The following is a 21,499-nucleotide window of genomic DNA, read 5'->3' as shown; positions in this document are numbered from 1 at the left end:
TTAAGCCTAATAGACTCCGCGCCATGGTTGATACGCAAGCGCTACTGGCGGGGCTCAATCCGCAGCAGCAGAAAGCGGTTGCCAGCGAAGGCGCACCTCTTTTAGTGGTGGCAGGTGCGGGTTCTGGAAAGACGCGAGTTCTAACTCGTCGTATCGCTTACTTAATGGCGGCTCGTTCAGTTAAACCCTACGAAATTTTGGCGATCACCTTTACCAATAAAGCAGCTGGTGAGATGAAAGATCGCGTCACCGAACTTGTAGGTCCGATCGCAAAATCAATGTGGGTCTCAACTTTTCACTCTGCTTGCGTGCGCTTGCTTCGCCAAGAGATCGAACGTCTGGGTTACAGCAGTACATTCAGTATCTACGACTCTGCTGATTCGCAGAAGTTAATTTCGCGGGTAATGGAGACTTTAAACCTAGATCCCAAGCGCTATCCAGCGCGCCAATTCCAATCACTTATTTCCAACGCCAAGAACGAGCTACAAACTCCTTATCAATACCTATCTGCAGCGCAGAATCAATTCGAAACTATCGTCGCCGATGTTTATACGATGTATGAAAAGCGCCTGAAACAGGCAAACGCGTTAGATTTTGATGATTTGATTATGAAGACCGTGCAGGTTTTGCAGCAATTCCCTGAAACCAAGGCGCGCTTCCGTTCCCGCTTTCGCCACATTCTGGTGGATGAGTACCAGGACACCAACCACGCACAATACGTCTTAGTTAAAGAGCTCACCGGCACCGAAGGCGATGGTTTTCCAGTTGCCGAGCTTTGTGTGGTGGGAGATGCCGACCAATCTATCTACGGTTTCCGAGGCGCAACGATCCGCAATATTTTGCAATTCGAAGTCGACTATCCAAATGCTGCCACCGTGTTACTAGAGCAAAACTATCGTTCAACACAAAATATCCTTAATGCAGCGAACGCAGTTATTACCCAGAATGAATCTCGCAAAGAGAAGAACTTGTGGTCTGATGCCGGTTCTGGTGCGCCGCTAGTTGGTTATGTCGCCGAATCCGAATATGACGAAGCTGAATTCGTAAAGTCTGAGATCCGCTCACTGCAAGATATGGGTTACTCCAATCCAGGAGATACTGCGGTTTTCTATCGTACAAATGCCCAATCTCGTATCTTTGAAGAGATCTTTATGCGCGCTGCCATTCCTTACAAAGTCGTGGGTGGTTTGCGTTTCTATGAACGGAAAGAAGTTAAAGATCTCCTCGCCTACCTGCGCGTACTGGCTAATCCAGATGATGAAGTCTCACTACGCCGCATCATCAACTTTCCAAAACGTGGGGTTGGCGATCGCGCCCTCGAAGAAGTGGAAATCTTTTCTCAGGCCAACGGAATCTCTTTCTGGCAAGCGCTGCTGCGCGTTACTGAGGCAACAAGTGTTCCCAATAAAGCGGCGCAATCCATCGGCACATTTACCTCAATGCTTACCGCCCTTTCTGTACTCGTTGAAGCCAAGACCAAGCCATCTGTGATTATCGAAGCGGTGCTTGAACAATCAGGGTTACTGACTGAACTTGAGGCCAGCACCGATCCGCAAGATGAAGTACGAGTTGAAAACTTAAAGGAACTTGTCTCGGCATCAATGGAATATGAAGAGCGTCCCTTTGAAGAACTTGGTGAAGATGAAGAAATTTCACTCTCAGGATTCCTGGAAAAAGTTTCGCTAGTTGCCGATGCAGACGACATTCCCGATAAGCAAAGCGATTCGGGATTGAATGGATTGCCGGACGGTGAAGATCACGGGGGAGTTGTTACCTTGATGACTCTGCACACCGCAAAGGGTCTGGAATTTCCAACGGTATTTCTAACCGGCATGGAAGATGGAATCTTTCCGCATGCCCGCACCTTGGATGATCCCAAAGAGATTGAAGAAGAACGTCGCTTGGCATACGTTGGTTTAACGCGCGCGGAAAAACGACTCTATATTTCCCGCGCTGAATATCGTTTAACTTTCGGAACCCCTAAATACAACCCTGGTTCAAGATTCTTAGATGAAATTCCAACTGATTTAATCGAATGGAAGAACGAAGCGCGTTCCTCATCTTCATCTGGTAGTTCTGGACTTCGCCGTCGCACTCCAACTACTCCGCCACCGAGAGCGACCGGCAAAACATCTTCTGCGATGGTTCTTGAAGTTGGTCAGCGTGTGTCACATGACACATTCGGTCTCGGCACAGTTGTAGCGCTAGCGGGTGAAGGCGATAAATCAGAGGCGACGATCAACTTCGGCCAATACGGAGAAAAACGCCTCTTACTGCGCTATGCCCCAGTTGTGGTTTTGTAGCCTTTACCAAGGATTAGGATTACCCATATCCGCTAGCGCAAAGACGAGCTAGTAATTCTTCGAATGGTAGTTATCTGTGGATCTCTTTGAATATCAAGCACGTGACCTCTTTGAAAAGCACGGCGTACCTGTTTTAGCAGGCGCTGTTGCAACTACCGCTGATGAAGCCTTCGCTGCTGCTAGCAAAATGGGCGGAAAAGTAGTTGTTAAGGCACAAGTAAAAGTTGGCGGTCGCGGAAAAGCAGGCGGAGTAAAACTAGCCGTTGATGCAAACGATGCGAAAGAGAAAGCCGGCGCCATTCTCGGAATGGATATCAAGGGCCACACTGTTCACAAAGTTATGATCGCGCAAGCTGCGCCAATTGTGGACGAGTACTACATGTCGATTTTGCTAGATCGCTCAAACCGTACATTCCTTGTAATGGCATCAGTTGCCGGCGGTATGGATATCGAAGAAGTTGCACACACTGCACCTGAAAAACTTGCCAAGGTTCCAGTAACCGCTGTTGATGGAATTTCACTTGCAAAAGCGAAAGAGATCGTTGCGCAGGCAAAGTTCCCAGCAGATATCGCAGATCAAGTCGCAGATGTTCTTGTAAAACTATGGGAGACCTTCCAATCTGAAGATGCCACCCTCGTTGAAATCAACCCGCTTGTTAAGACCGAAGATGGTCGCATCATCGCACTCGATGGCAAAGTGACTCTCGATGACAACGCGGAATTTCGTCAACCAACACATGAGGCGCTTGTAGATCATGATGCGGCAAATGCGCTCGAAGCCGCCGCCAAAGAAAAAGGTTTGAATTACGTAAAGCTAGATAACGGTCAGGTCGGAATCATCGGCAACGGTGCTGGCCTGGTTATGTCAACGCTCGATGTCGTTGCATACGCTGGTGAAAAATTCGGCGGTATGCGCCCGGCAAACTTCCTCGACATCGGCGGCGGTGCATCTGCCCAAGTTATGGCCGATGGACTCTCAATCATCTTGGGTGATCCCGATGTAAAGAGCGTATTTGTAAATGTATTCGGCGGAATCACCGCTTGTGATGCTGTTGCAAACGGCATCGTTCAAGCACTTGAACTACTTGGCGCAAAGGCCACTAAGCCAATCGTTGTTCGCCTTGATGGCAACAACGTCCTTGAAGGTCGCGCAATTTTGAAGGCAGCCAATCACCCGTTGATTGAGCAAGCTGAAACTATGGATGGAGCAGCATCACGCGCTGCAGAATTGGCGGCAAAGTAATGTCAATCTTTATCAATTCTGCAAGCAAGATAATCGTTCAGGGAATGACTGGTTCCGAAGGAACCAAGCACACCCGTCGCATGTTGGCATCAGGCACCAAAGTTGTTGGTGGAGTTACGCCAGGTAAGGGTGGACAGGTTGTCGATATCGATGGCCATCAACTTCCAGTCTTTAACACCGTTGCTGAGGCAATGGCTGCAACTGGCGCAAATGTTTCAGTTGTATTCGTTCCGCCAAAGTTTGCAAAGGCTGCGGTCATCGATGCGATTGATGCCAAGATGCCTCTCGTTGTTGTGATCACCGAAGGTATTCCAGTTCATGACTCTGCATACTTCTACGCATATTCAGTTCAAAAAGGCACAACTCAGATCATCGGGCCAAACTGCCCAGGTCTGATCAGCCCAGAACAGTCAAATGTCGGAATCATCCCTGCAGATATCACCAAGCGCGGACCAATCGGATTAGTTTCTAAGTCCGGAACTCTTACCTACCAAATGATGTACGAACTTCGCGATATTGGATTTTCTACTGCAGTTGGTATCGGTGGAGATCCCGTAATCGGTACAACACATATTGATTGCCTAAAGGCTTTTCAAGATGATCCTGATACAACTGCAATTGTTATGATCGGTGAAATCGGCGGAGATGCTGAAGAGCGCGCTGCTGCATTTATCGCTGAATATGTAACCAAGCCAGTTGTAGGTTACGTCGCTGGATTTACTGCGCCAGAAGGAAAGACGATGGGCCATGCAGGCGCAATCGTTTCTGGGTCATCTGGAACTGCGCAAGCAAAGAAAGATGCTCTTGAGGCAGCTGGCGTTAAGGTCGGACAAACTCCAAGTGAAACTGCGCGCTTAATGCGCGCCATACTCGGTCGCTAGCGGTCAAATGTTGCAACGTGTCCTAGCGGTCTCGTTTGCACAGGTTTTGCGTAGCGTCTTTGTAATCCTTCTTCCGCTTGCCTTTATATCTCTAATCGCCTGGGCGACAGCTGGAAGCGCAACTGGAAATACTTCAGATCCAATGCGGGCAGCGCTCTGGCTCTGGCTAGGTGCGCACCACATTCCATTTAACTTAAGCGGAACAACGATTGGGTATCTATCTTTCCTTCCGATTGGTGCGATGTTGATCCCATTCTTTGCGCTTCGAGTTGGATTCACTAAAGCCCTTAGTAAATTACACGGCGACTTTCATAACATTAATAGCGTTCGTTCAATCTTTGCCGGTCAATATGCATTGGTCGCAACACTTCTTTCGCTCTTTAGCCGTTCAACCAACGTGTCACCACAGTGGTATCTAACGCCCATATTTACCTTTGGGATTGCATACCTAGCGACGTTAACTGCTGGATCACGAGTTCGAATTTCGCAGGCCGCATCTTTGGCAAGCCGAGTACTAGCAATCTTGCTTGGCTTCTCATTTATTATTCTTGCCATCTTAATCTTTACAAATACTGCTACCTTTAAAAATATCTCAATTGTCTTACAGCCAGGAATCCTCGGCTCCTTCTTACTATTTGCGCTAAATGCTTTCTATCTTCCCAATGCGGCGCTATCGATACTCGGATACTTCACCGGAACTGGCTTTGCAGTTGGCGCTGGAACTCTGGTCTCACCATTTACACATCGCTTAGGTGAACTACCCGCACTTCCTCTTCTATCAGTGCTTCCTACAACTTCTTCACGGTGGGCGCTAATTGCGGTCGCACTAGTTGTAGTCGTAGGCGCTGCTCTTGCGATCTGGGCACAGAGCTCTAGTACCACAACACTTATTCAAAGTTTCGTGCAGCTCTTGATCGCAACCGCTCTTTTAAGTTATCTAACCAGCGGTTCGTTAATGACGCCAGCGATGAGCGCGGTTGGATTATCGATCTGGAAGTTCACGCTTTCAATTGCATTAGAAATAGCGATCGGGATTGCGCTAGTAGTTCTACTGCCGCAGATAAGAATTCGCACTAAACGATGACCAATCCGCGCATCGTCATACTTGCTTCAGGAAGCGGAAGTATCGCCCAAGCAATAATCGATGCGCAGCACAGCGGTGAGTTAAAGGCCGAGATCGTCTGCGTTATCTCCGATCAAGCAAGTGCCAGAGTTTTAGAACGCGCCGAAGCGGCAGGAATTCCAACCAAAATTATTGCGATGACCGAAAATCGTACGGACTGGGATAAAGAAATTGTTGCAGCGCTAACTGATCTACAACCCGATCTCATCGCAAGCGCAGGCTTTATGCGAATTCTCTCTGCCGAATGCGTAAGCAAATTTAAGATCGTAAATAGCCACCCGGCGTTGTTACCGCTCTTTCCAGGCGCCCACGCGGTTCGAGATGCCCTGGCTGCCGGCGCCAGAAAAACTGGAACCACAATCCACTGGGTTGATGCTGGTGTAGATACCGGCGCCATAATCGCTCAGGAAGAAGTTGAGATTACGCCTAGCGATACTGAAGAGTCGCTGCATGAACGCATTAAGATTGTCGAAAGACGTCTCTATGTCGCGACGTTGCAGAAGCTACTTACCGATGTTTTGAGGTTTTCATGAGTGATCGTAAAGCTATTCGTCGGGCGCTGGTAAGCGTTTACGATAAAGATCGCCTTTTGGAACTCGGCAAAGTATTAACAGATGCCAAGATCGAAATTCTTTCAACTGGATCTACAGCAAAGACTTTAGCCCAAGCAGGTTACGCAGTTACCGAAGTCAGTTCTTACACCGGCTTTCCCGAGATCATGGGTGGTCGCGTAAAGACCCTACATCCCAAGATCCACTCAGGAATTTTGGCTGATCAAGAGAATCCCGAACATTTAGCGGCGATCGCAGATTTAGATATCGAACCCTTTGATTTAGTTGTAATTAACCTTTATCCGTTCTTACAGACGATTATGTCGGGCGCTGAATATGTCGAGTGCATTGAACAAATTGATATCGGCGGTCCTTCGATGTTGCGCGGTGCAGCTAAGAACCACGGCTCAGTTGCTGTTATCTCAAAAGTTTCACAGTACGACGATCTGTTTACAGCGATTAAAGCTGGCGGAACTACGCTCGATGAACGTCGCCGCTTTGCCCTAGAAGTCTTTCGCACCACCGCTGAATACGATTTAACAATTGCATCTTGGCTTGGCACACAGATCAGCACCGATATTCCAGATTGGTTTGGCTTGATCTGGAACCGTGAGAGTTCACTTCGTTATGGCGAGAACCCACATCAAAAGGCGGCGATCTATCGCGGTGGTCCTCCGGGAATTGTTAACGCCGTGCAGAGCCATGGCAAAGAGATGTCATTTAATAACTACACCGATGCTGATGCCGCTTGGCGCGCAGCGTTAGATCACCAACAGCCTTGTGTTGCAATCATTAAACATGCCAACCCATGTGGAATAGCAACTGGTAAAGATATCGCTAGCGCTTATTTAGCAGCGCATGCATGTGATCCCGTTTCAGCATTTGGGGGAGTCGTAGCAGCAAATCGCAAAGTAACCGTTGCTATGGCCGAACCGCTGTCTCAGATTTTTACTGAAGTAATAATCGCTCCAGAGTACGAACCAGCAGCGTTGGAAATTCTGATGCGTAAACCTTCCATCAGAATTCTCACCTGCGCTAATACCTTTCTATCGCCCTTTGAAATTCGCCCCGTATCAGGTGGAGTACTTCTTCAAGATACCGACAAGATCAGCGCCGAAGGTGATTCTCCAGCTAACTGGAAGCAAGTGACAGGTGCTGCAGTTTCCGCTGAAGTGTTAGCTGATCTCGAATTTGCTTGGCGCTCGGTGCGCGCAGTTAAGAGCAATGCGATCTTGTTGGCACACAATGGGGCAGCAATCGGAATCGGAATGGGCCAAGTAAATCGCGTGGACTCTGCAAAACTTGCAGTTGCGCGCGCTGGTGATCGCGTTGCCGGAACAGTTGCGGCAAGTGATGCCTTCTTCCCATTTGCAGATGGTTTACAGATTCTGATCGATGCCGGTGTAACAGCGATTGTGCAGCCAGGTGGCAGCGTTCGCGATGAAGAAGTAATTGCAGCAGCAAACGCCGCAGGAATTGCAATGTTTTTCACTGATACCCGCCACTTCTCGCACGCCTAATTTCGCTAGCCACAACTAACTCGAATAGGATCTGGAGTTATGACAGCAACAATCCTTGATGGCAAAGCACTTGCCGCCACCATCAAAGGGCAACTTGCTGCACGCGTAACCTCGCTAAAGGCTAATGGGATTGCGCCAGGTCTCGGAACAGTTCTCGTTGGCGATGACCCAGGTTCTATTTCTTATGTTGCGGGAAAACATCGCGACTGCCAAGAAGTCGGAATCAATTCAATTCGCGTTGATCTAAAGGCAGATGCATCGCAAGCCGATGTGCTTGCAGCAATCAAGGATTTAAACAACGCTAAAGAGTGCACTGGATATATCGTGCAACTGCCGATTCCCAAAGGGATAAATACTCAATTAGTTCTGGAATCAATTGATCCGGTAAAAGATGCTGATGGTCTACATCCAATTAACTTAGGTCGACTAGTCTCTGGTTTTGATGCACCACTTCCATGCACTCCGCGAGGCATCGTCGAATTAATCAACCATTACAAAATTCCGCTAGCAGGTGCAGAAGTTGTGGTTATTGGTCGCGGCCTAACAGTGGGACGTCCACTTGGGTTGCTGCTAACTCGCAAGCAAGAAAATGCCACAGTAACTCTGACCCACACCGGCACTAAAGATTTGCTTTCACACACTAAGCGTGCCGACATTGTTATCGCTGCAATTGGTAGCGCACATTTCTTAAAGGCGAGCGATATTAAACAGGGCGCAGTTGTTATTGATGTTGGAATCTCTAGAACTTCTGCTGGTTTACTCGGAGATGTTGACCCAGGTGTTATGAACATTGCCTCTTTTGTTGCGCCTATGCCTGGTGGAATCGGACCGATGACTCGGGCGATGTTGCTACAGAATGTTGTTGAAGCATGCGAGAGATAAATTCAATCGGTGTGCGTCTGGCATACCTAATCATTGGCCTTGGTTTTCTAGCTGGGGTGGCATCCTTTGTTCGCCTCGGCTCGATCGCGATCGCCATCGGTATGGGTGTGATTGCGATCGCACATTGGAAAACTGGAAAAGTTGAACGGTATTTAGCCCTCGGAATAGCGCTGGCTCTCTTGGCCGTGGCGATTTCACTTCCGCGCGGGTTGTAGAGTTTCGCTTGACGTCAAGAGAAATACGGGAGAAAGAAACTGCCATGTCCGCACAATCTAATTTAGAAAATGCTGTTTCAGGAAAAGTTACCGTTGTTGGTGCTGGTTTCTACGGTTCAACAACTGCCCTTCGCTTAGCTGAATACGACATCTTCGAAACTGTGGTACTCACAGATATCCTCGAAGGAAAGCCTGAAGGCTTGGCTCTCGATATGAATCAATCACGTTCAATAGAGGGATTTGAAACAAAAATTATTGGCGCTACAACAACTGCTGATGGCGCAGGATATGAAGCGACTGCAAACTCTGATGTCGTTGTAATTACTGCAGGCCTGCCACGTAAGCCAGGCATGAGCCGTATGGATCTGATCGGTGTAAATGCCGGAATCGTCCGTGGCGTTGCCGAAAATATTGCAAAGCACTCACCAAACGCAGTGATCATCGTCGTATCAAATCCACTCGATGAAATGACTGCACTTACTCAGATCGCAACTAACTTTCCAAAGAATCGCGTAATGGGCCAGGCTGGAATGCTCGATACCGCGCGCTTTACCAACTTTGTCGCTGAAAAGCTCGGCGTTGCCGTTGGTTCAGTTAAGACTCTGACTTTGGGTTCACATGGCGACACCATGGTTCCAGTTCCAAGTCGCTGCACAGTAGATGGCAAGCAACTCTCTGAACTTCTTTCACAGGCAGAAATTGATGAACTTGTAGATCGCACTCGTAACGGTGGCGCAGAAGTTGTTGCGCTCCTCAAGACCGGTTCTGCTTACTACGCACCATCAGCTGCAGCGGCGCGTATGGCTAAAGCGGTAATCGAAGATTCAGGTGCGGTAATGCCAGTATGCGCTTGGGTAGATGGCGAATATGGAATTTCAGGCGTTTACCTCGGAGTGGAAGCTGAGATAGGCCGCTCTGGTGTAAAGAAAGTTGTCGAAACAAAACTCACCGATTCAGAACTTGCTGGGCTAAAGGAAGCTGCGGAAGCAGTCCGTGCCAAGCAGGCAGATGTACAGACTCTCTAGTAAGGAAAAGATATGAGCAAAATCAAAGTAACCGGAACTGTCGTCGAACTAGATGGCGATGAGATGACCCGCATCATGTGGCAGTTCATCAAAGATTCCTTAATCCTTCCTTACCTTGATGTAAATCTTGAGTACTACGACCTAGGTATGGAACACCGCGATGCCACTGATGATCAAGTAACTGTTGACTCTGCCCGCGCTATCCAAAAGCATGGCGTCGGTATCAAGTGCGCAACTATTACCCCTGATGAAGCCCGCGTTGAAGAGTTCGGCCTTAAGAAGATGTGGAAGTCACCTAACGGAACAATCCGCAATATCTTGGGTGGAGTGATCTTCCGCGAGCCAATCATCATCTCTAACGTGCCACGTTTGGTTCCACACTGGACCAAGCCAATCGTTATCGGCCGTCACGCATTCGGTGACCAATACCGCGCAACTGATTTCAAAGTTCCAGGTCCAGGAAAGCTAACGATCTCATTCGTTCCTGAAGATGGCTCTGCGCCAATTAACACTGAAGTTTTCAACTTCGAATCTTCAGGCGTGGCAATGGCGATGTACAACGTAGATGATTCAATCCGCGACTTTGCCCGCGCTTCACTTAACTACGGACTACTTCGTAAGTTCCCGGTTTACCTTTCAACCAAGAACACAATTCTTAAGGCATACGACGGTCGCTTTAAAGATATCTTTGAAGAGATCTTCCAAGCTGAGTTCAAGCCACAATTTGATGCTGCTGGCATTTGGTACGAACACCGCCTAATCGATGACATGGTCGCTATGTCACTTCGTATGGAAGGTGGATATGTCTGGGCATGTAAGAACTACGACGGAGATGTGCAATCAGATACCGTCGCACAAGGTTACGGCTCACTAGGTTTGATGACCTCAGTACTTATGACTCCAGATGGAAAGATCTGCGAATCAGAGGCAGCGCACGGAACAGTTACTCGCCACTACCGCGATCACCAAGCAGGTAAGGCGACTTCAACTAATCCGATTGCATCAATCTTTGCTTGGACTCAGGGGCTTGCTCACCGCGCCAAGTTAGATAACAACGCTGAGCTTGCGAAGTTCTGTTCAACGCTAGAACGCATCTGCATCGAAACAGTTGAATCAGGGAAGATGACCAAAGATCTTGCGCTGCTAATCTCAAAGACTGCTCCTTACCAAACAACTCAAGAGTTCCTCAATTCAATTGATGAAAACTTGAAAGTTGCAATGGCCTAAAGATGTCTGTTAACCAACCGGGTGCTTTAGCGCTAGTTGGTTCTGGAGAGTATTTACCCGAAGCGCAGTTGCTCGAAACAGAGCTACTGCGCTTAGGTATTTCTCGCGGTAAATCAAATACTTATGTACAGATTCCTACCGCCGCCGGGAAAGAAGGCGATGACCGTTTAGATTTCTGGCGACGACGCGGCGCCGATCAAGGAGCGCGCATTGGCTGCGAAGTTAGATACTTGCCGGTGCTTAGCCGTGAAGATGCTTTCAATGAGCAGTGGATCGAAGCGATAAAGAGCGCCGGATTAATTTACTTTTCTGGGGGAGACCCAGTTCATTTATCTGAAGTATTTGCAGACACTCCTATGTGGGAAGCGATAGTTAGCGCATGGCGTGAAGGAGCTTCGCTAGCTGGTTGCTCTGCAGGAGCGATGGCCTTCTGCGGCAAGATTATTGGAATTCGCCGATCGCACATTAGTCCTGGGTTAAATCTCTTACCTGAAATCGAAGTAATTCCGCATTACGACAAATTTTTAGGATGGCTACCTGATCGCGTTACCGCGGCGATTATGCGTAAAGATGCCGGTACCGCCCTTGTGGGAATAGATGAGAATACCGCCTTAGTTCTTACTGATAATTGGCGCAAATATGGAAGTGGAAATGTACATATTTTGCGTGGGGATATTGAGATAGCCACGGATCTATTTCCCATTAACTAACGCTCATGTACTATCTGCAGAATGAAATCACTTAGCGAAAAAGGTTTAGAAGTTTGGTTTCTCACCGGAAGCCAGCCACTCTACGGCGATGATATTTTGGCTCAAGTTGCCGAACAATCTAAGCAAGTAGTAGCAACGCTAAATGCCGCAAGTGATCTTCCAATTAAGGCGACTTGGAAGCCAGTCCTTACAACACCTGAAGCAATTAAAGCGCTTTGTCTAGAAGCTTCAGCGAATCCCAACTGCATAGGCGTAATTACTTGGATGCATACATTTTCACCAGCCAAAATGTGGATCGGTGGCCTTAACGCACTTCAAGTTCCAATCCTGCATTTAAATACTCAGGCGAATTCTGAACTTCCATGGGAAAGCATCGATATGGATTTCATGAATCTAAATCAGGCCGCGCACGGCGATCGCGAACATGGCCACGTGCAAGCACGCCTGCATATGGCGCGCAAAGTAGTTGCCGGGCATGTAAGCGATAAGAACGTTACAACTCGTATCGCACATTGGATGCGCGCTGCTATTGGTTGGCATACAGCGCAAAACTTAAAGCTCGCACGCTTCGGCGACAATATGCGTTATGTAGCAGTTACCGATGGTGATAAGACAAGTGCCCAGATTGCACTTGGCATGTCTATTGAGGCATACGGTGTAAACGCACTTGTCGACGCCGTTGCTGCAGTTGAAGAGAGCGCAATTGATTCGCTAGTTGCCGAGTATGAAAAGATCTTTGAAGTTTCTGCCGAACTTAAAAAAGGTGGAGCCCGCCACGATTCACTGCGCTATCAGGCATCTCTTGAAATTGCGCTCGAGCGATTCTTAGAAGCCGGAAACTTCACCGCATTTACAACTAACTTTGAAGATCTAGGAGCTCTCAAGCAACTCCCAGGTTTAGCAGTGCAACGCATGATGTCGAAGGGTTATGGCTTTGGTGGGGAAGGAGACTGGAAAACATCAGCACTGCTTCGCATTATTAAGAGCATGACCGAAGGCCTGAAAGGTGGAACTTCATTTATGGAGGATTACACCTATCACTTCGGACCTGGCGAACCAAAAGTTTTGGGCGCACATATGCTCGAAGTCTGTCCCACAATTACAGATCAAAAACCAAAGTGCGAAATTCATCCACTTGGTATCGGTGGAAAAGATGACCCAGTTCGTTTAGTTTTCAACGCAACACCTGCACAAGGTCGCGTAGTTGGTTTAATGGATCTCGGTGATCGTTTTCGCATCGTTTCAAATGACATCGAAGTTGTTAAGCCAGATAAAGAGTTAAAGAAGTTACCTGTTGCATGTGCGGTCTGGAAGCCGGCCCCATCTCTTGCCACTTCGGCCGAATCCTGGATCTACGCCGGCGGCTCCCACCACACCGTCCTGAGTACATCCCTAGATATCGAGACCCTAAATGATTTCGCCAATATCGCCTCCGTAGAGCACTTGCGCATCAGCGCCGGGACCACCAGCGATGAGTTCCACAAGGAAATCAAGTGGAATGGCGCTTATTACAAGCTCTCTTCTCTTACCTAGAGAACCCTTCGTTGGGCGGGGTTTTTAGCCCGCCCTTTGTAACCTAAACGTTACCGCCAAAGGGCCGCAATGGGTTGACTCACCCCTAGCCCCGAACAAAGATACCTATATGTAGATTCCTGGTCCCCAAAAATCCAGGCTGATACATATCCCGTAGTAGGAAATCCCTCTACATCGAGAAAGGCGTTACATGCTAAAGAAGTCAAAAGTAGCAGCTGTCTTCGCTGCACTTGCACTTGTTGTAACAACAGCTCCAGCATCATCTGCTGCAACTGATAAGCAACTTGAAATCTTTACCTGGTGGGCATCAGGCGGAGAAGCTGCAGGTCTAGAAGGAATGACAACTGAGTTCAATGCAAAGAACCCAAAGACTCCATTTATTAACGCAACAGTTGCAGGTGCAGCTGGCGTTAACGCAAAGGGTGTTCTTGTATCACGTATGCAAGCTGGAAATCCACCTGACACATTCCAGGCACATGCTGGTGAAGAACTTTCATCATATGTAAAGGCTGGACAGGTTGAAGACCTTTCATTCCTTTACAAGTCAGAAGGATGGGACAAGATTTTCCCTAAGGATCTCGTAAAGACCCTTACAACAAACGGAAAGATCTACTCAGTTCCTGTAAACATTCACCGTTCAAACGTTCTATGGTGGAACCCAGCAGCTGCAAAGAAGGCTGGAATCACTAAGGCTCCTGCATCACTAGATGCAATGCTCGTTGACATGGCCAAGTTCAAGAAGGTCGGAATCGACGGAATCGCACTTGCTGGTAACGGCGACTGGGCGATTGCTCACCTATTCGACTACGTACTACTTGCTTCAATGGGACCAGATAAGTTCAACGGTCTATGGACAGGTAAGACAAAGTGGAGCGGTCCAGAAGTTGCTAAGGCAATTGATTACCTTGCAAAGATTCTTGCATTCGGTAACTCAAGCAAGTCACTTGACTGGCCAGATGCAGGCAAGCTTGTAACAACAGGTAAAGCCGGCTTCTTCATCATGGGCGACTGGGCTTCATCACAGTGGCAGTCAGAAGGCCTAAAGCTAGGCAAGGACTACACATGGGCTCCAGGTCCAGGTACTAACGGTATCTACCAGTGGCTATCAGATTCATTTACATTGCCTAAGGGCGCTGTAAACCGCGATGCAGGTATCGCCTGGTTGAAGGTCTGCGGATCTTTGGCTGGACAGGATGCCTTCAACCCTAAGAAGGGTTCAATCGCAGTTCGTACAGATTCAAATCCAAAGCTATATGACAGCTACCTCCAGGCAGCAATGAAGTCATGGAAGAAGGATCGCCTAGTCGGTTCAACTGTCCACGGCGTTAACTGGGGCAATGCTGGAATGGCTGCGTACAACTCAGCAGTTGGACGCTTCTATTCAGGCGGAGGAAAAGATAAGAAGGGCTTTGCAAAGGCACTCGATGCAGCTCTAAAGGCACACGTAAATAGCTAATTAATTAGTTATTTAGGTAAGTGTTTTAAAGAAGTTGTCGAAGTTCTGGCGGAATCGAAAGGTTTCGCCAGAACTTCGACACTTTTAATATTTCTAGAGATTCTTAAGTTTCTAAATAGTCTAAATATTTTGAGAGGCGACACCTAAGTGAAAGTAAAGAAAAATCGAGTCCATAGCCCATGGGGCGGATTCTTTTTCGTACTCCCATCAATTATCGCGATGGCGGTTTTCGTATACGGAATGATTGGTTACACACTTCGTGAATCTTTGATGAATCGCACCAACTCATACACCGAAGATGTTAGCTATGTAGGTTTCGCCAACTATGTAGAACTTTGGCAAGATCCTGAATTTACACACGCACTCTCTAACCTTCTAAAATTCACTGCAGTATTTATGATCGGATGTTTGCTCTCCGGCTTGATTATGTCTTTATTGTTAGAAAAGGGAATCAAGGGCGAAGGCTTCTTCCGCTCTACTTATCTCTATCCAATGGCGATCTCATTTATCGCTATGGGAACTTCATGGCGCTGGTTGATGGACTCAGCCCGCGATGCAGATGCAACAGGCCTTAACTACCTATTGCAGCAAGTAGGTCTAGGCGCTCTTCAGAGCGACTGGTACACATCTGAGGCTGGTTCCATGTATGCGATGTCACTGCCTGCTATCTGGCAGATGGCGGGTTATGTAATGGCGCTCTTCTTAGCCGGCTTCCGTGGCATTCCAGATGATCTTCGCGAAGCAGCGCGTGTAGATGGCGCCAGCGAATTTAAGATCTATCGCCACATCTTGTTCCCACAACTATCACCAACATTCTTAACGGTCTTGATTATCTTGGGCCATATTTCGATGAAGGTCTTCGACCTCATCTTCGGTATCGCAACTAAGAGCTATGTAACCAAGGTTCTTGCGATCTATATGTGGCAAGTTATCTTCGATTTCCAGAACTACGCCAAGGGAGCTGCAATTGCGATCTTGATCCTCTTGATGATCGCTTTAGCAGTCATTCCATATCTAATCTATGTAAATAAGACAGAGGAGGCGAACAAATGAGTTCAGATATCGCATCCCGCGTCACCCGCAAGGTTGATGTTCGCAATAAGAAGAAACTCGATGGCGTCGGTCAATTCTGGTTGGTATTTCGCTATTTCGCGCTAACCATTCTCTTTGTAATCGCCGCTCTGCCTATCTACATCATGGTGATCAACTCCGTAAAGGGAATTACCGGTGTAACTCAGTCAGCGGCATTTATTCCACCGACTTCACTCGATTTCAGCGCCTGGGGCCCAACATGGGAGATCTTGCGAGAGCCAATGTTCCGCACCCTCTTCTTCGTTGTTCAATCCTCAATTATTTCGGCGATAATCGGTGCGATCAATGGATTCGTCTTCGCTAAGTGGCGCTTCCGCGGATCTACATTTGTCTTCACAACATTCCTATTCGGAATGTTTATCCCTTACCAAGCGATCATGATTCCGCTAACTAAGTTCAACCAGTGGGCCGGAATCGGTAACACGATCTACGTATTGGTATTTGCCCACGTTATCTACGGTATTCCGATCTGTACCTTGATCTTCCGTAACTACTATGCAGCGATTCCTAATGAGCTAATTGAGGCCGCACGTGTTGATGGCGCCGGAATGGTACGTATCTTCCGCACTATCTTCTTGCCACTCTCGATTCCCGGCTTCGTCGTCGTGCTTATCTGGCAGTTCACATCTGCCTGGAACGACTTCCTCTTTGCGATCTTCTTAACTGGTGGTTCTCCGAAGTTATCTGTTGCAACAACAGCGCTTAACTTCATCACCGGTTCTGGCAACCAGGTTTACTACGGAAATAACATGACCGCATCGTTGATCGTTTCGATCCCAACGCTTCTGGTCTACCTATTCTTAGGTCGTTATTTCTTGCGTGGCCTCTTGTCCGGCTCGCTAAAGGGTTAGTTTCAAGAGATTAAGTAACAAGACCTCGTGCTCGATGAAGGTTCGGTAATTTCCTACCTTAATGAGCGCGGATTAATTTCAGGCAACGCCACCGTGGAAGTTCTCACAGGTGGCGTTTCCTGTGTTGTTTTAGCGGTCAAAAGTGCGCAGCGCGAGATAGTTGTTAAGCAGGCTCTGCCCGAACTAAAGACGAAAGCAAAGTGGGTGGCAGATCAACGCCGCGCAATTGTTGAGGCAGAGGCGATGCGCGTCTATCAATCAATTACTCCAGATAGCGTTCCAGAGTTGATTGATTGCGATGAAGCCAATTTCACTTTATCAATGTCACGTCTGCCCAACACCTGCACCAACTGGAAGCAAGATATGTTGGAGGGACGAATCCACCCGGAAATGGGTGAAAAACTCGGCAAGATCTTGGCGCAATGGCATAACTCAACTGCCGTTGATGCAGCGATCAAGGCAAAGTTTATGGAAGGCGAACTCTTTGAACAGTTGCGCGTTAGCCCTTTCTATCGCGCAGTTGCAGATAAGAACCCTAATCTCCAGCAAGTTATCAACTCATTAATCGAAGAGATTACGACTGAGAAAATTGCATTGGTGCATGGAGATTTTTCGCCAAAGAACATCTTGGCAACGCCTGATCACAACCCCATAGTCTTAGATTTCGAGGTCGCACATACTGGCAATCCGGTCTTTGATTTAGCTTTTATCAGCGCACATCTATTATGCAAAACGATTAGAACGCAGAGCGAAGTGGAGAAAGAGGCGTTAGCCACTACTGCCTTGAACTTCCTCGATTCTTATCGTCAAACAAGTCAGATAAGCATCGCCAAGAGTCTTCCGCTACATGTTGCTCTCATCACTTTGGCTCGAGTTGAAGGGGTGTCACCAGTAAATTACTTGGATGAGCCGGCCCAGCAGAAATTGGTAGTAATAACTAAAGCCGCCCTGTTAGATTCGACTATGACTTATGAGCAGCTATTTGAAAGCGCCCAGTAATGAATATTAAGAAGTTACTTGGCTATCAAGTACTCGATTCTCGGGGTCGACCGACGGTTGCAGTAACAATTACCCTAAGCGATGGCTCACTACACACCGCACGAGTGCCATCAGGGGCTTCAACGGGTGCACATGAGGCACGCGAGCTCAGGGATGCCGGAACAACCAAGGCAGAGAGTTACTACGCGGGAAAATCTGTTTACTCAGCTGTTGAAAATATTAATTCCAAGATTGCACCTAAGTTATTGGGCCACAGCCTGAATTTAGCTGCGATAGATGGGTTGCTCGTCGAGGTTGATCCAACTCCGGGTCATCAGGTAATTGGCGCTAATGCAACGCTAGCAACCTCACTCGCTGTTGCAAAAGCAGCAGCGCATGCATCAGGTAAATCTCTGGTCAGATACTTTCAGCCAGAAGGTGCGCTCTTACTGCCGATGCCGATGGTAAATATTTTATCTGGGGGAGCCCACGCCAATCGCAGCCTTGATATTCAAGATGTTCTAGTTGTTCCTCATGCCGCAAGTAATTTTGCCGAAGCCCTTTCCTGGATCGTTGCAATTCGTGAACGAGCAGCAAGTGATGGCAAGGCTCATGGCGTTACACATCTAGTTGCTGATGAAGGTGGATTAGGACTCTCATTCCCAACAACCGACGATGCCTGCGAGTTTGTTTTGTCGCAGATCGAAGAACTTGGGCTATCTGGAAAAGTTTCACTGGCACTCGATATTGCATCAACCCAGTTCTTTGCCGATAACAAGTACTCATTAACTACATCTGGGCAGGTTTATTCGCCAGATCAATTCGTAGAAGAGATCCTTGATCTAGTTACTACCTACCCAATTTCATCGATTGAAGATCCCTTTGCCGAAGATGATTGGGCCTCATGGTCAGCCTTTGCCGCAAGCGCTCCTGCACATCTACAAATTCTTGGAGATGACCTCTTTACAACTAATTTACATCGCTTGGAGCGAGGCATTGCAGAAAAGAGCGCTAACGCTATTTTGATCAAGGCCAACCAAAATGGATTGCTTACCTCAACTCATCGCGTCCTAGATCACGCACATGCAAATAACTTTGCAACGGTTGTCTCGGCCCGCAGCGGTGAAACTGAAGATTCTTGGCTGGCAGATATTGCAACCGGTTGGCGGGCGCAGCAGATTAAAGTCGGCTCTACACATGGATCAGAGCGCACTGCGAAATGGAATCGTTTGCTTGAGTTAGAGGCAACCGAAGAGACAGAGTTCGCGCGCCCCTTTCAAGCTTTATAACAATCAAAGTAAATAACCCCCGCCACAATAAGTGACGGGGGTTATTTACTACTTATTAATTACTTTAAACGCTCTCCGGTTGTTGCGTTGAAGAGGTGAACTGATGCAGCCGCAGCGGTGACAGTTATTGTGTCGCCTGGCTTTGGTGGGTTCTTTGGATCCCAGCGAACAATTACTTGTGCGCCTTCATCAGTTGAGTTAGCAAAGTTCACAGATGAATCTGCAGGCTTGCCGTATACGAATGCATCTGCGCCGAGTTCTTCGACAACTTCAACTAGAACCTTGAAGCCAGATGATGCAGGAGCAAAGCCTTCTGGACGGATTCCAACAGTTACTGATGAACCAGCAGATCCTGGAACGTCTACTGCGAGATCTCCGAGCATCGCCTTTCCGCCACTTACTGGAGCAGAGAGAAGGTTCATAGCAGGTGAGCCGATGAAGCCTGCAACGAATGCATTTGCAGGTGAGTCATAAAGGTTGCGAGGTGTATCAACTTGCTGCAATAGACCATCCTTAAGAACTGCTACGCGATCGCCCATAGTCATAGCTTCAACTTGGTCGTGTGTTACATAAACAGTTGTGATTCCAAGACGGCGCTGTAGTGCAGCGATTTGGGTACGAGTTGCAACGCGCAACTTCGCATCAAGGTTTGAAAGAGGCTCATCCATAAGGAATACCTGTGGCTCGCGAACAATCGCACGACCCATAGCAACGCGCTGACGCTGTCCACCAGAGAGAGCCTTTGGCTTACGCTCTAGATATGGCTCAAGGTCGAGCAACTTCGCTGCTTCATTAACGCGCTTTTCGCGTTCTTCTTTGGAAACTCCAGCGATCTTAAGTGCGAATCCCATGTTCTCTGCAACAGTCATATGTGGGTAAAGCGCATATGACTGGAAAACCATTGCGATATCGCGATCTTTTGGAGCAACATTTGTTACATCGCGGTCACCGATAAGAATGCGACCTTCGTCGATTTCTTCGAGTCCTGCCAACATACGTAGTGATGTTGACTTACCGCAACCTGATGGACCAACAAGAACCAAGAATTCACCGTCATTAACGGTTAGGTTTAACTTGTCGACTGCAGGTTTGGTTGTGCCTGGGTAGATACGTGTTGCGTTTTCGAATACAACAGATGCCATTTAAGGTATCTCCTTCTCCGGGCAGGTACGTGCCCGACGGTCCGTAGGATGAAGGTGCTAGCCGGTTGGCTAGGCTCGCAAAGGATATGCCAAGCGTGGGCAAATAGGGAAGGGGCTAGAGAGATAGCCTCTGGGCGAGTTCACATCTCTCAGTTCTAAGCCGTAGAATTACCCCCATCATGGACCCTTACCCGATTGGTTCTTTAATCGGCGATCTCGCCTCCGTAGCTGGCCTGATCTTGCTCGGCTCATTCTTTGTGGCAGCCGAAATCGCCTTGATCTCACTTCGTGAAAGCCAAGTCCGCCAACTCTCAAGTAGAGGTAAACGTGGCGCCAAGGTTTCCGTCCTTACCTCTAACCCAAATCGCTTCTTAGCCGCTGCTCAAGTTGGCGTAACTGTTTGTGGATTCTTATCTGCCGCACTTGGCGCAGAAAGACTTGGCGTTTATGTCATTCCGCAGTTGGTTGATCTTGGTCTGTCAGATGATGCGGCAAATGTAACTTCGCTAATCGGCGTCACCTTAGTAATCGCTTACTTCTCACTTGTTTTTGGTGAGCTCGTTCCAAAGCGTCTTGCGCTATTTCGCACTGAAGAGATATCGCTTTGGAGCGCTGGCCCTATTGATTTAACCGCCAAATTCTTTAGACCTGTGATTTGGCTTCTCTCTAGATCTACTGATGTTGTTGTACGTATCTTTGGAATTGATCCAAAAGAACAACGCAGCCAGATGTCTGAAGAAGAACTCCTTGATTTGGTAACAGGCCATGCCGCCTTGACCGCTGAAGAACGCGATATCGTGGAAGAAGTATTTAACGCTTCAGAGCGTCAAGTGCATGAAGTTATGGTTCCGCGCACAGAGGTCGATTTCATGGATGCCTCATTAACTGTAGGCAAAGCGATCGCGCTCGCCGTTGATCGCGCTCACTCACGTTATCCAGTTGTTCGTGGATCAACCGATGAGGTAATTGGATTTATCCACGTTCGCGATCTACTTGATACAACGTTGGTGAGCGCCGGCGGAAAGATTCAAGAGCTTGTTCGAAATATCATGTTTCTGCCTGGCACCAAGGGAGTTTTGCCTGCCCTTACTGAGATGCGCAATCAACGCCAGCATTTAGCTATCGTGCTAGATGAATACGGTGGCACCGACGGCATCGTGACCCTCGAAGATTTAGTCGAATGTCTGATCGGCGATATCAAAGATGAATACGACACCGATGAAGCCGATGTTTCTCTCGAATCTCGCACAGGTGATTTTGAGGTTGACGGGCTGATCTCGATCGATGACTTACGTGAGCAGACAGGTATAGAAATTCCTGAAGGCCCATATGAAACAGCGAGCGGTTTTGTAATGCATTTCTTAGGCAGAATTCCCGTAGAACACGATGTCGTTGGCGTTAACGGGATTCGAATCACTGTTTTGACTATGGAAGGCAAGCGCGCTGGGCAGTTATTGATATCGCGTAACTAGCGATTC

Annotated in this window: 19 protein-coding genes; 18 read left to right on the top strand and 1 reads right to left on the bottom strand. The window is 48.0% G+C overall.

Annotation, left to right across the window (positions count from 1 at the left end; all coding sequences use genetic code 11):
• The first annotated feature begins 23 nt into the window (after positions 1–23).
• The 17 genes from pcrA to eno all read left to right on the top strand — a co-directional run bounded on the left by pcrA (position 24) and on the right by eno (position 18,879).
• Complete coding sequence (gene pcrA / locus A1sIIB60_RS05525) at positions 24–2,303, top strand: DNA helicase PcrA (protein WP_095689652.1); 2,280 nt, start codon at positions 24–26, stop codon at positions 2,301–2,303.
• A gap of 76 nt (positions 2,304–2,379) precedes the next feature.
• Positions 2,380–3,546 (top strand): ADP-forming succinate--CoA ligase subunit beta, encoded by a 1,167-nt coding sequence (gene sucC, locus A1sIIB60_RS05520; protein ID WP_095689434.1) that lies wholly within the window; start codon positions 2,380–2,382, stop codon positions 3,544–3,546.
• Positions 3,546–4,427, top strand: a complete 882-nt coding sequence (gene sucD, locus A1sIIB60_RS05515) for a succinate--CoA ligase subunit alpha (protein ID WP_095689433.1) — start codon at positions 3,546–3,548, stop codon at positions 4,425–4,427. Before sucC ends, sucD begins: the two co-directional genes overlap by 1 nt.
• 7 nt (positions 4,428–4,434) lie before the next feature.
• On the top strand, positions 4,435–5,511 hold the full coding sequence (locus A1sIIB60_RS05510; RefSeq protein ID WP_223298667.1) for a cell division protein PerM: 1,077 nt from the start codon (positions 4,435–4,437) through the stop codon (positions 5,509–5,511).
• A complete protein-coding gene (purN, locus tag A1sIIB60_RS05505; RefSeq protein WP_095689432.1) occupies positions 5,508–6,083 on the top strand; it encodes a phosphoribosylglycinamide formyltransferase in 576 nt (191 codons plus the stop codon). Before A1sIIB60_RS05510 ends, purN begins: the two co-directional genes overlap by 4 nt.
• Positions 6,080–7,621 carry a bifunctional phosphoribosylaminoimidazolecarboxamide formyltransferase/IMP cyclohydrolase gene (purH, locus tag A1sIIB60_RS05500; protein ID WP_095689431.1) on the top strand — a complete coding sequence of 514 codons (1,542 nt, stop codon included), beginning with the start codon at positions 6,080–6,082 and terminating at the stop codon, positions 7,619–7,621. Before purN ends, purH begins: the two co-directional genes overlap by 4 nt.
• Before the next feature lie 39 nt (positions 7,622–7,660).
• The gene (locus A1sIIB60_RS05495) at positions 7,661–8,503 is read left to right on the top strand and encodes a bifunctional methylenetetrahydrofolate dehydrogenase/methenyltetrahydrofolate cyclohydrolase (RefSeq protein WP_095689430.1); all 843 of its coding nucleotides are present in this window, start codon (positions 7,661–7,663) and stop codon (positions 8,501–8,503) included.
• On the top strand, positions 8,491–8,718 hold the full coding sequence (locus tag A1sIIB60_RS05490; RefSeq protein WP_095671472.1) for a hypothetical protein: 228 nt from the start codon (positions 8,491–8,493) through the stop codon (positions 8,716–8,718). The genes A1sIIB60_RS05495 and A1sIIB60_RS05490 overlap by 13 nt, the downstream gene beginning before the upstream one ends.
• A 44-nt stretch (positions 8,719–8,762) precedes the next feature.
• On the top strand, positions 8,763–9,743 hold the full coding sequence (gene mdh, locus A1sIIB60_RS05485; RefSeq protein ID WP_095689429.1) for a malate dehydrogenase: 981 nt from the start codon (positions 8,763–8,765) through the stop codon (positions 9,741–9,743).
• A 12-nt stretch (positions 9,744–9,755) separates the two neighbouring features.
• A complete protein-coding gene (locus tag A1sIIB60_RS05480) occupies positions 9,756–10,970 on the top strand; it encodes an NADP-dependent isocitrate dehydrogenase (protein ID WP_095689428.1) in 1,215 nt (404 codons plus the stop codon).
• Between the two features lie 2 nt (positions 10,971–10,972).
• Positions 10,973–11,680 (top strand): Type 1 glutamine amidotransferase-like domain-containing protein, encoded by a 708-nt coding sequence (locus tag A1sIIB60_RS05475; protein ID WP_095671469.1) that lies wholly within the window; start codon positions 10,973–10,975, stop codon positions 11,678–11,680.
• Positions 11,681–11,701: 21 nt separating this feature from the next.
• Complete coding sequence (gene araA / locus A1sIIB60_RS05470; protein ID WP_095689427.1) at positions 11,702–13,213, top strand: L-arabinose isomerase; 1,512 nt, start codon at positions 11,702–11,704, stop codon at positions 13,211–13,213.
• A gap of 190 nt (positions 13,214–13,403) precedes the next feature.
• A complete protein-coding gene (locus A1sIIB60_RS05465) occupies positions 13,404–14,669 on the top strand; it encodes an ABC transporter substrate-binding protein (protein ID WP_095671467.1) in 1,266 nt (421 codons plus the stop codon).
• 219 nt (positions 14,670–14,888) lie between these two features.
• On the top strand, positions 14,889–15,722 hold the full coding sequence (locus A1sIIB60_RS05460; RefSeq protein WP_095689650.1) for a carbohydrate ABC transporter permease: 834 nt from the start codon (positions 14,889–14,891) through the stop codon (positions 15,720–15,722).
• Entirely contained in the window at positions 15,719–16,612 is an 894-nt protein-coding gene (locus A1sIIB60_RS05455) for a carbohydrate ABC transporter permease (RefSeq protein WP_095689426.1), read from the top strand. Before A1sIIB60_RS05460 ends, A1sIIB60_RS05455 begins: the two co-directional genes overlap by 4 nt.
• 27 nt (positions 16,613–16,639) lie before the next feature.
• On the top strand, positions 16,640–17,611 hold the full coding sequence (locus A1sIIB60_RS05450) for a phosphotransferase family protein (protein ID WP_095689425.1): 972 nt from the start codon (positions 16,640–16,642) through the stop codon (positions 17,609–17,611).
• Positions 17,611–18,879 (top strand): phosphopyruvate hydratase, encoded by a 1,269-nt coding sequence (gene eno, locus A1sIIB60_RS05445; protein WP_095689424.1) that lies wholly within the window; start codon positions 17,611–17,613, stop codon positions 18,877–18,879. Before A1sIIB60_RS05450 ends, eno begins: the two co-directional genes overlap by 1 nt.
• Before the next feature lie 59 nt (positions 18,880–18,938).
• Here the strand turns inward: eno and A1sIIB60_RS05440 are convergent, their stop codons facing one another.
• Positions 18,939–20,021 carry an ABC transporter ATP-binding protein gene (locus A1sIIB60_RS05440; protein ID WP_095689423.1) on the bottom strand — a complete coding sequence of 361 codons (1,083 nt, stop codon included), beginning with the start codon at positions 20,019–20,021 and terminating at the stop codon, positions 18,939–18,941.
• A 179-nt stretch (positions 20,022–20,200) separates the two neighbouring features.
• On the opposite strand from A1sIIB60_RS05440, the gene A1sIIB60_RS05435 reads away from it, so the two are divergent.
• Positions 20,201–21,493 carry a hemolysin family protein gene (locus tag A1sIIB60_RS05435; protein ID WP_095689422.1) on the top strand — a complete coding sequence of 431 codons (1,293 nt, stop codon included), beginning with the start codon at positions 20,201–20,203 and terminating at the stop codon, positions 21,491–21,493.
• The last annotated feature ends 6 nt before the right edge of the window (positions 21,494–21,499 follow it).

Source organism: Candidatus Planktophila lacus, from assembly GCF_002288385.1.
Lineage (GTDB): Bacteria > Actinomycetota > Actinomycetes > Nanopelagicales > Nanopelagicaceae > Planktophila > Planktophila lacus_D.
Note: the sequence above shows the minus strand (reverse complement) of the source record. Positions and strands in the feature narration are given on the sequence as shown.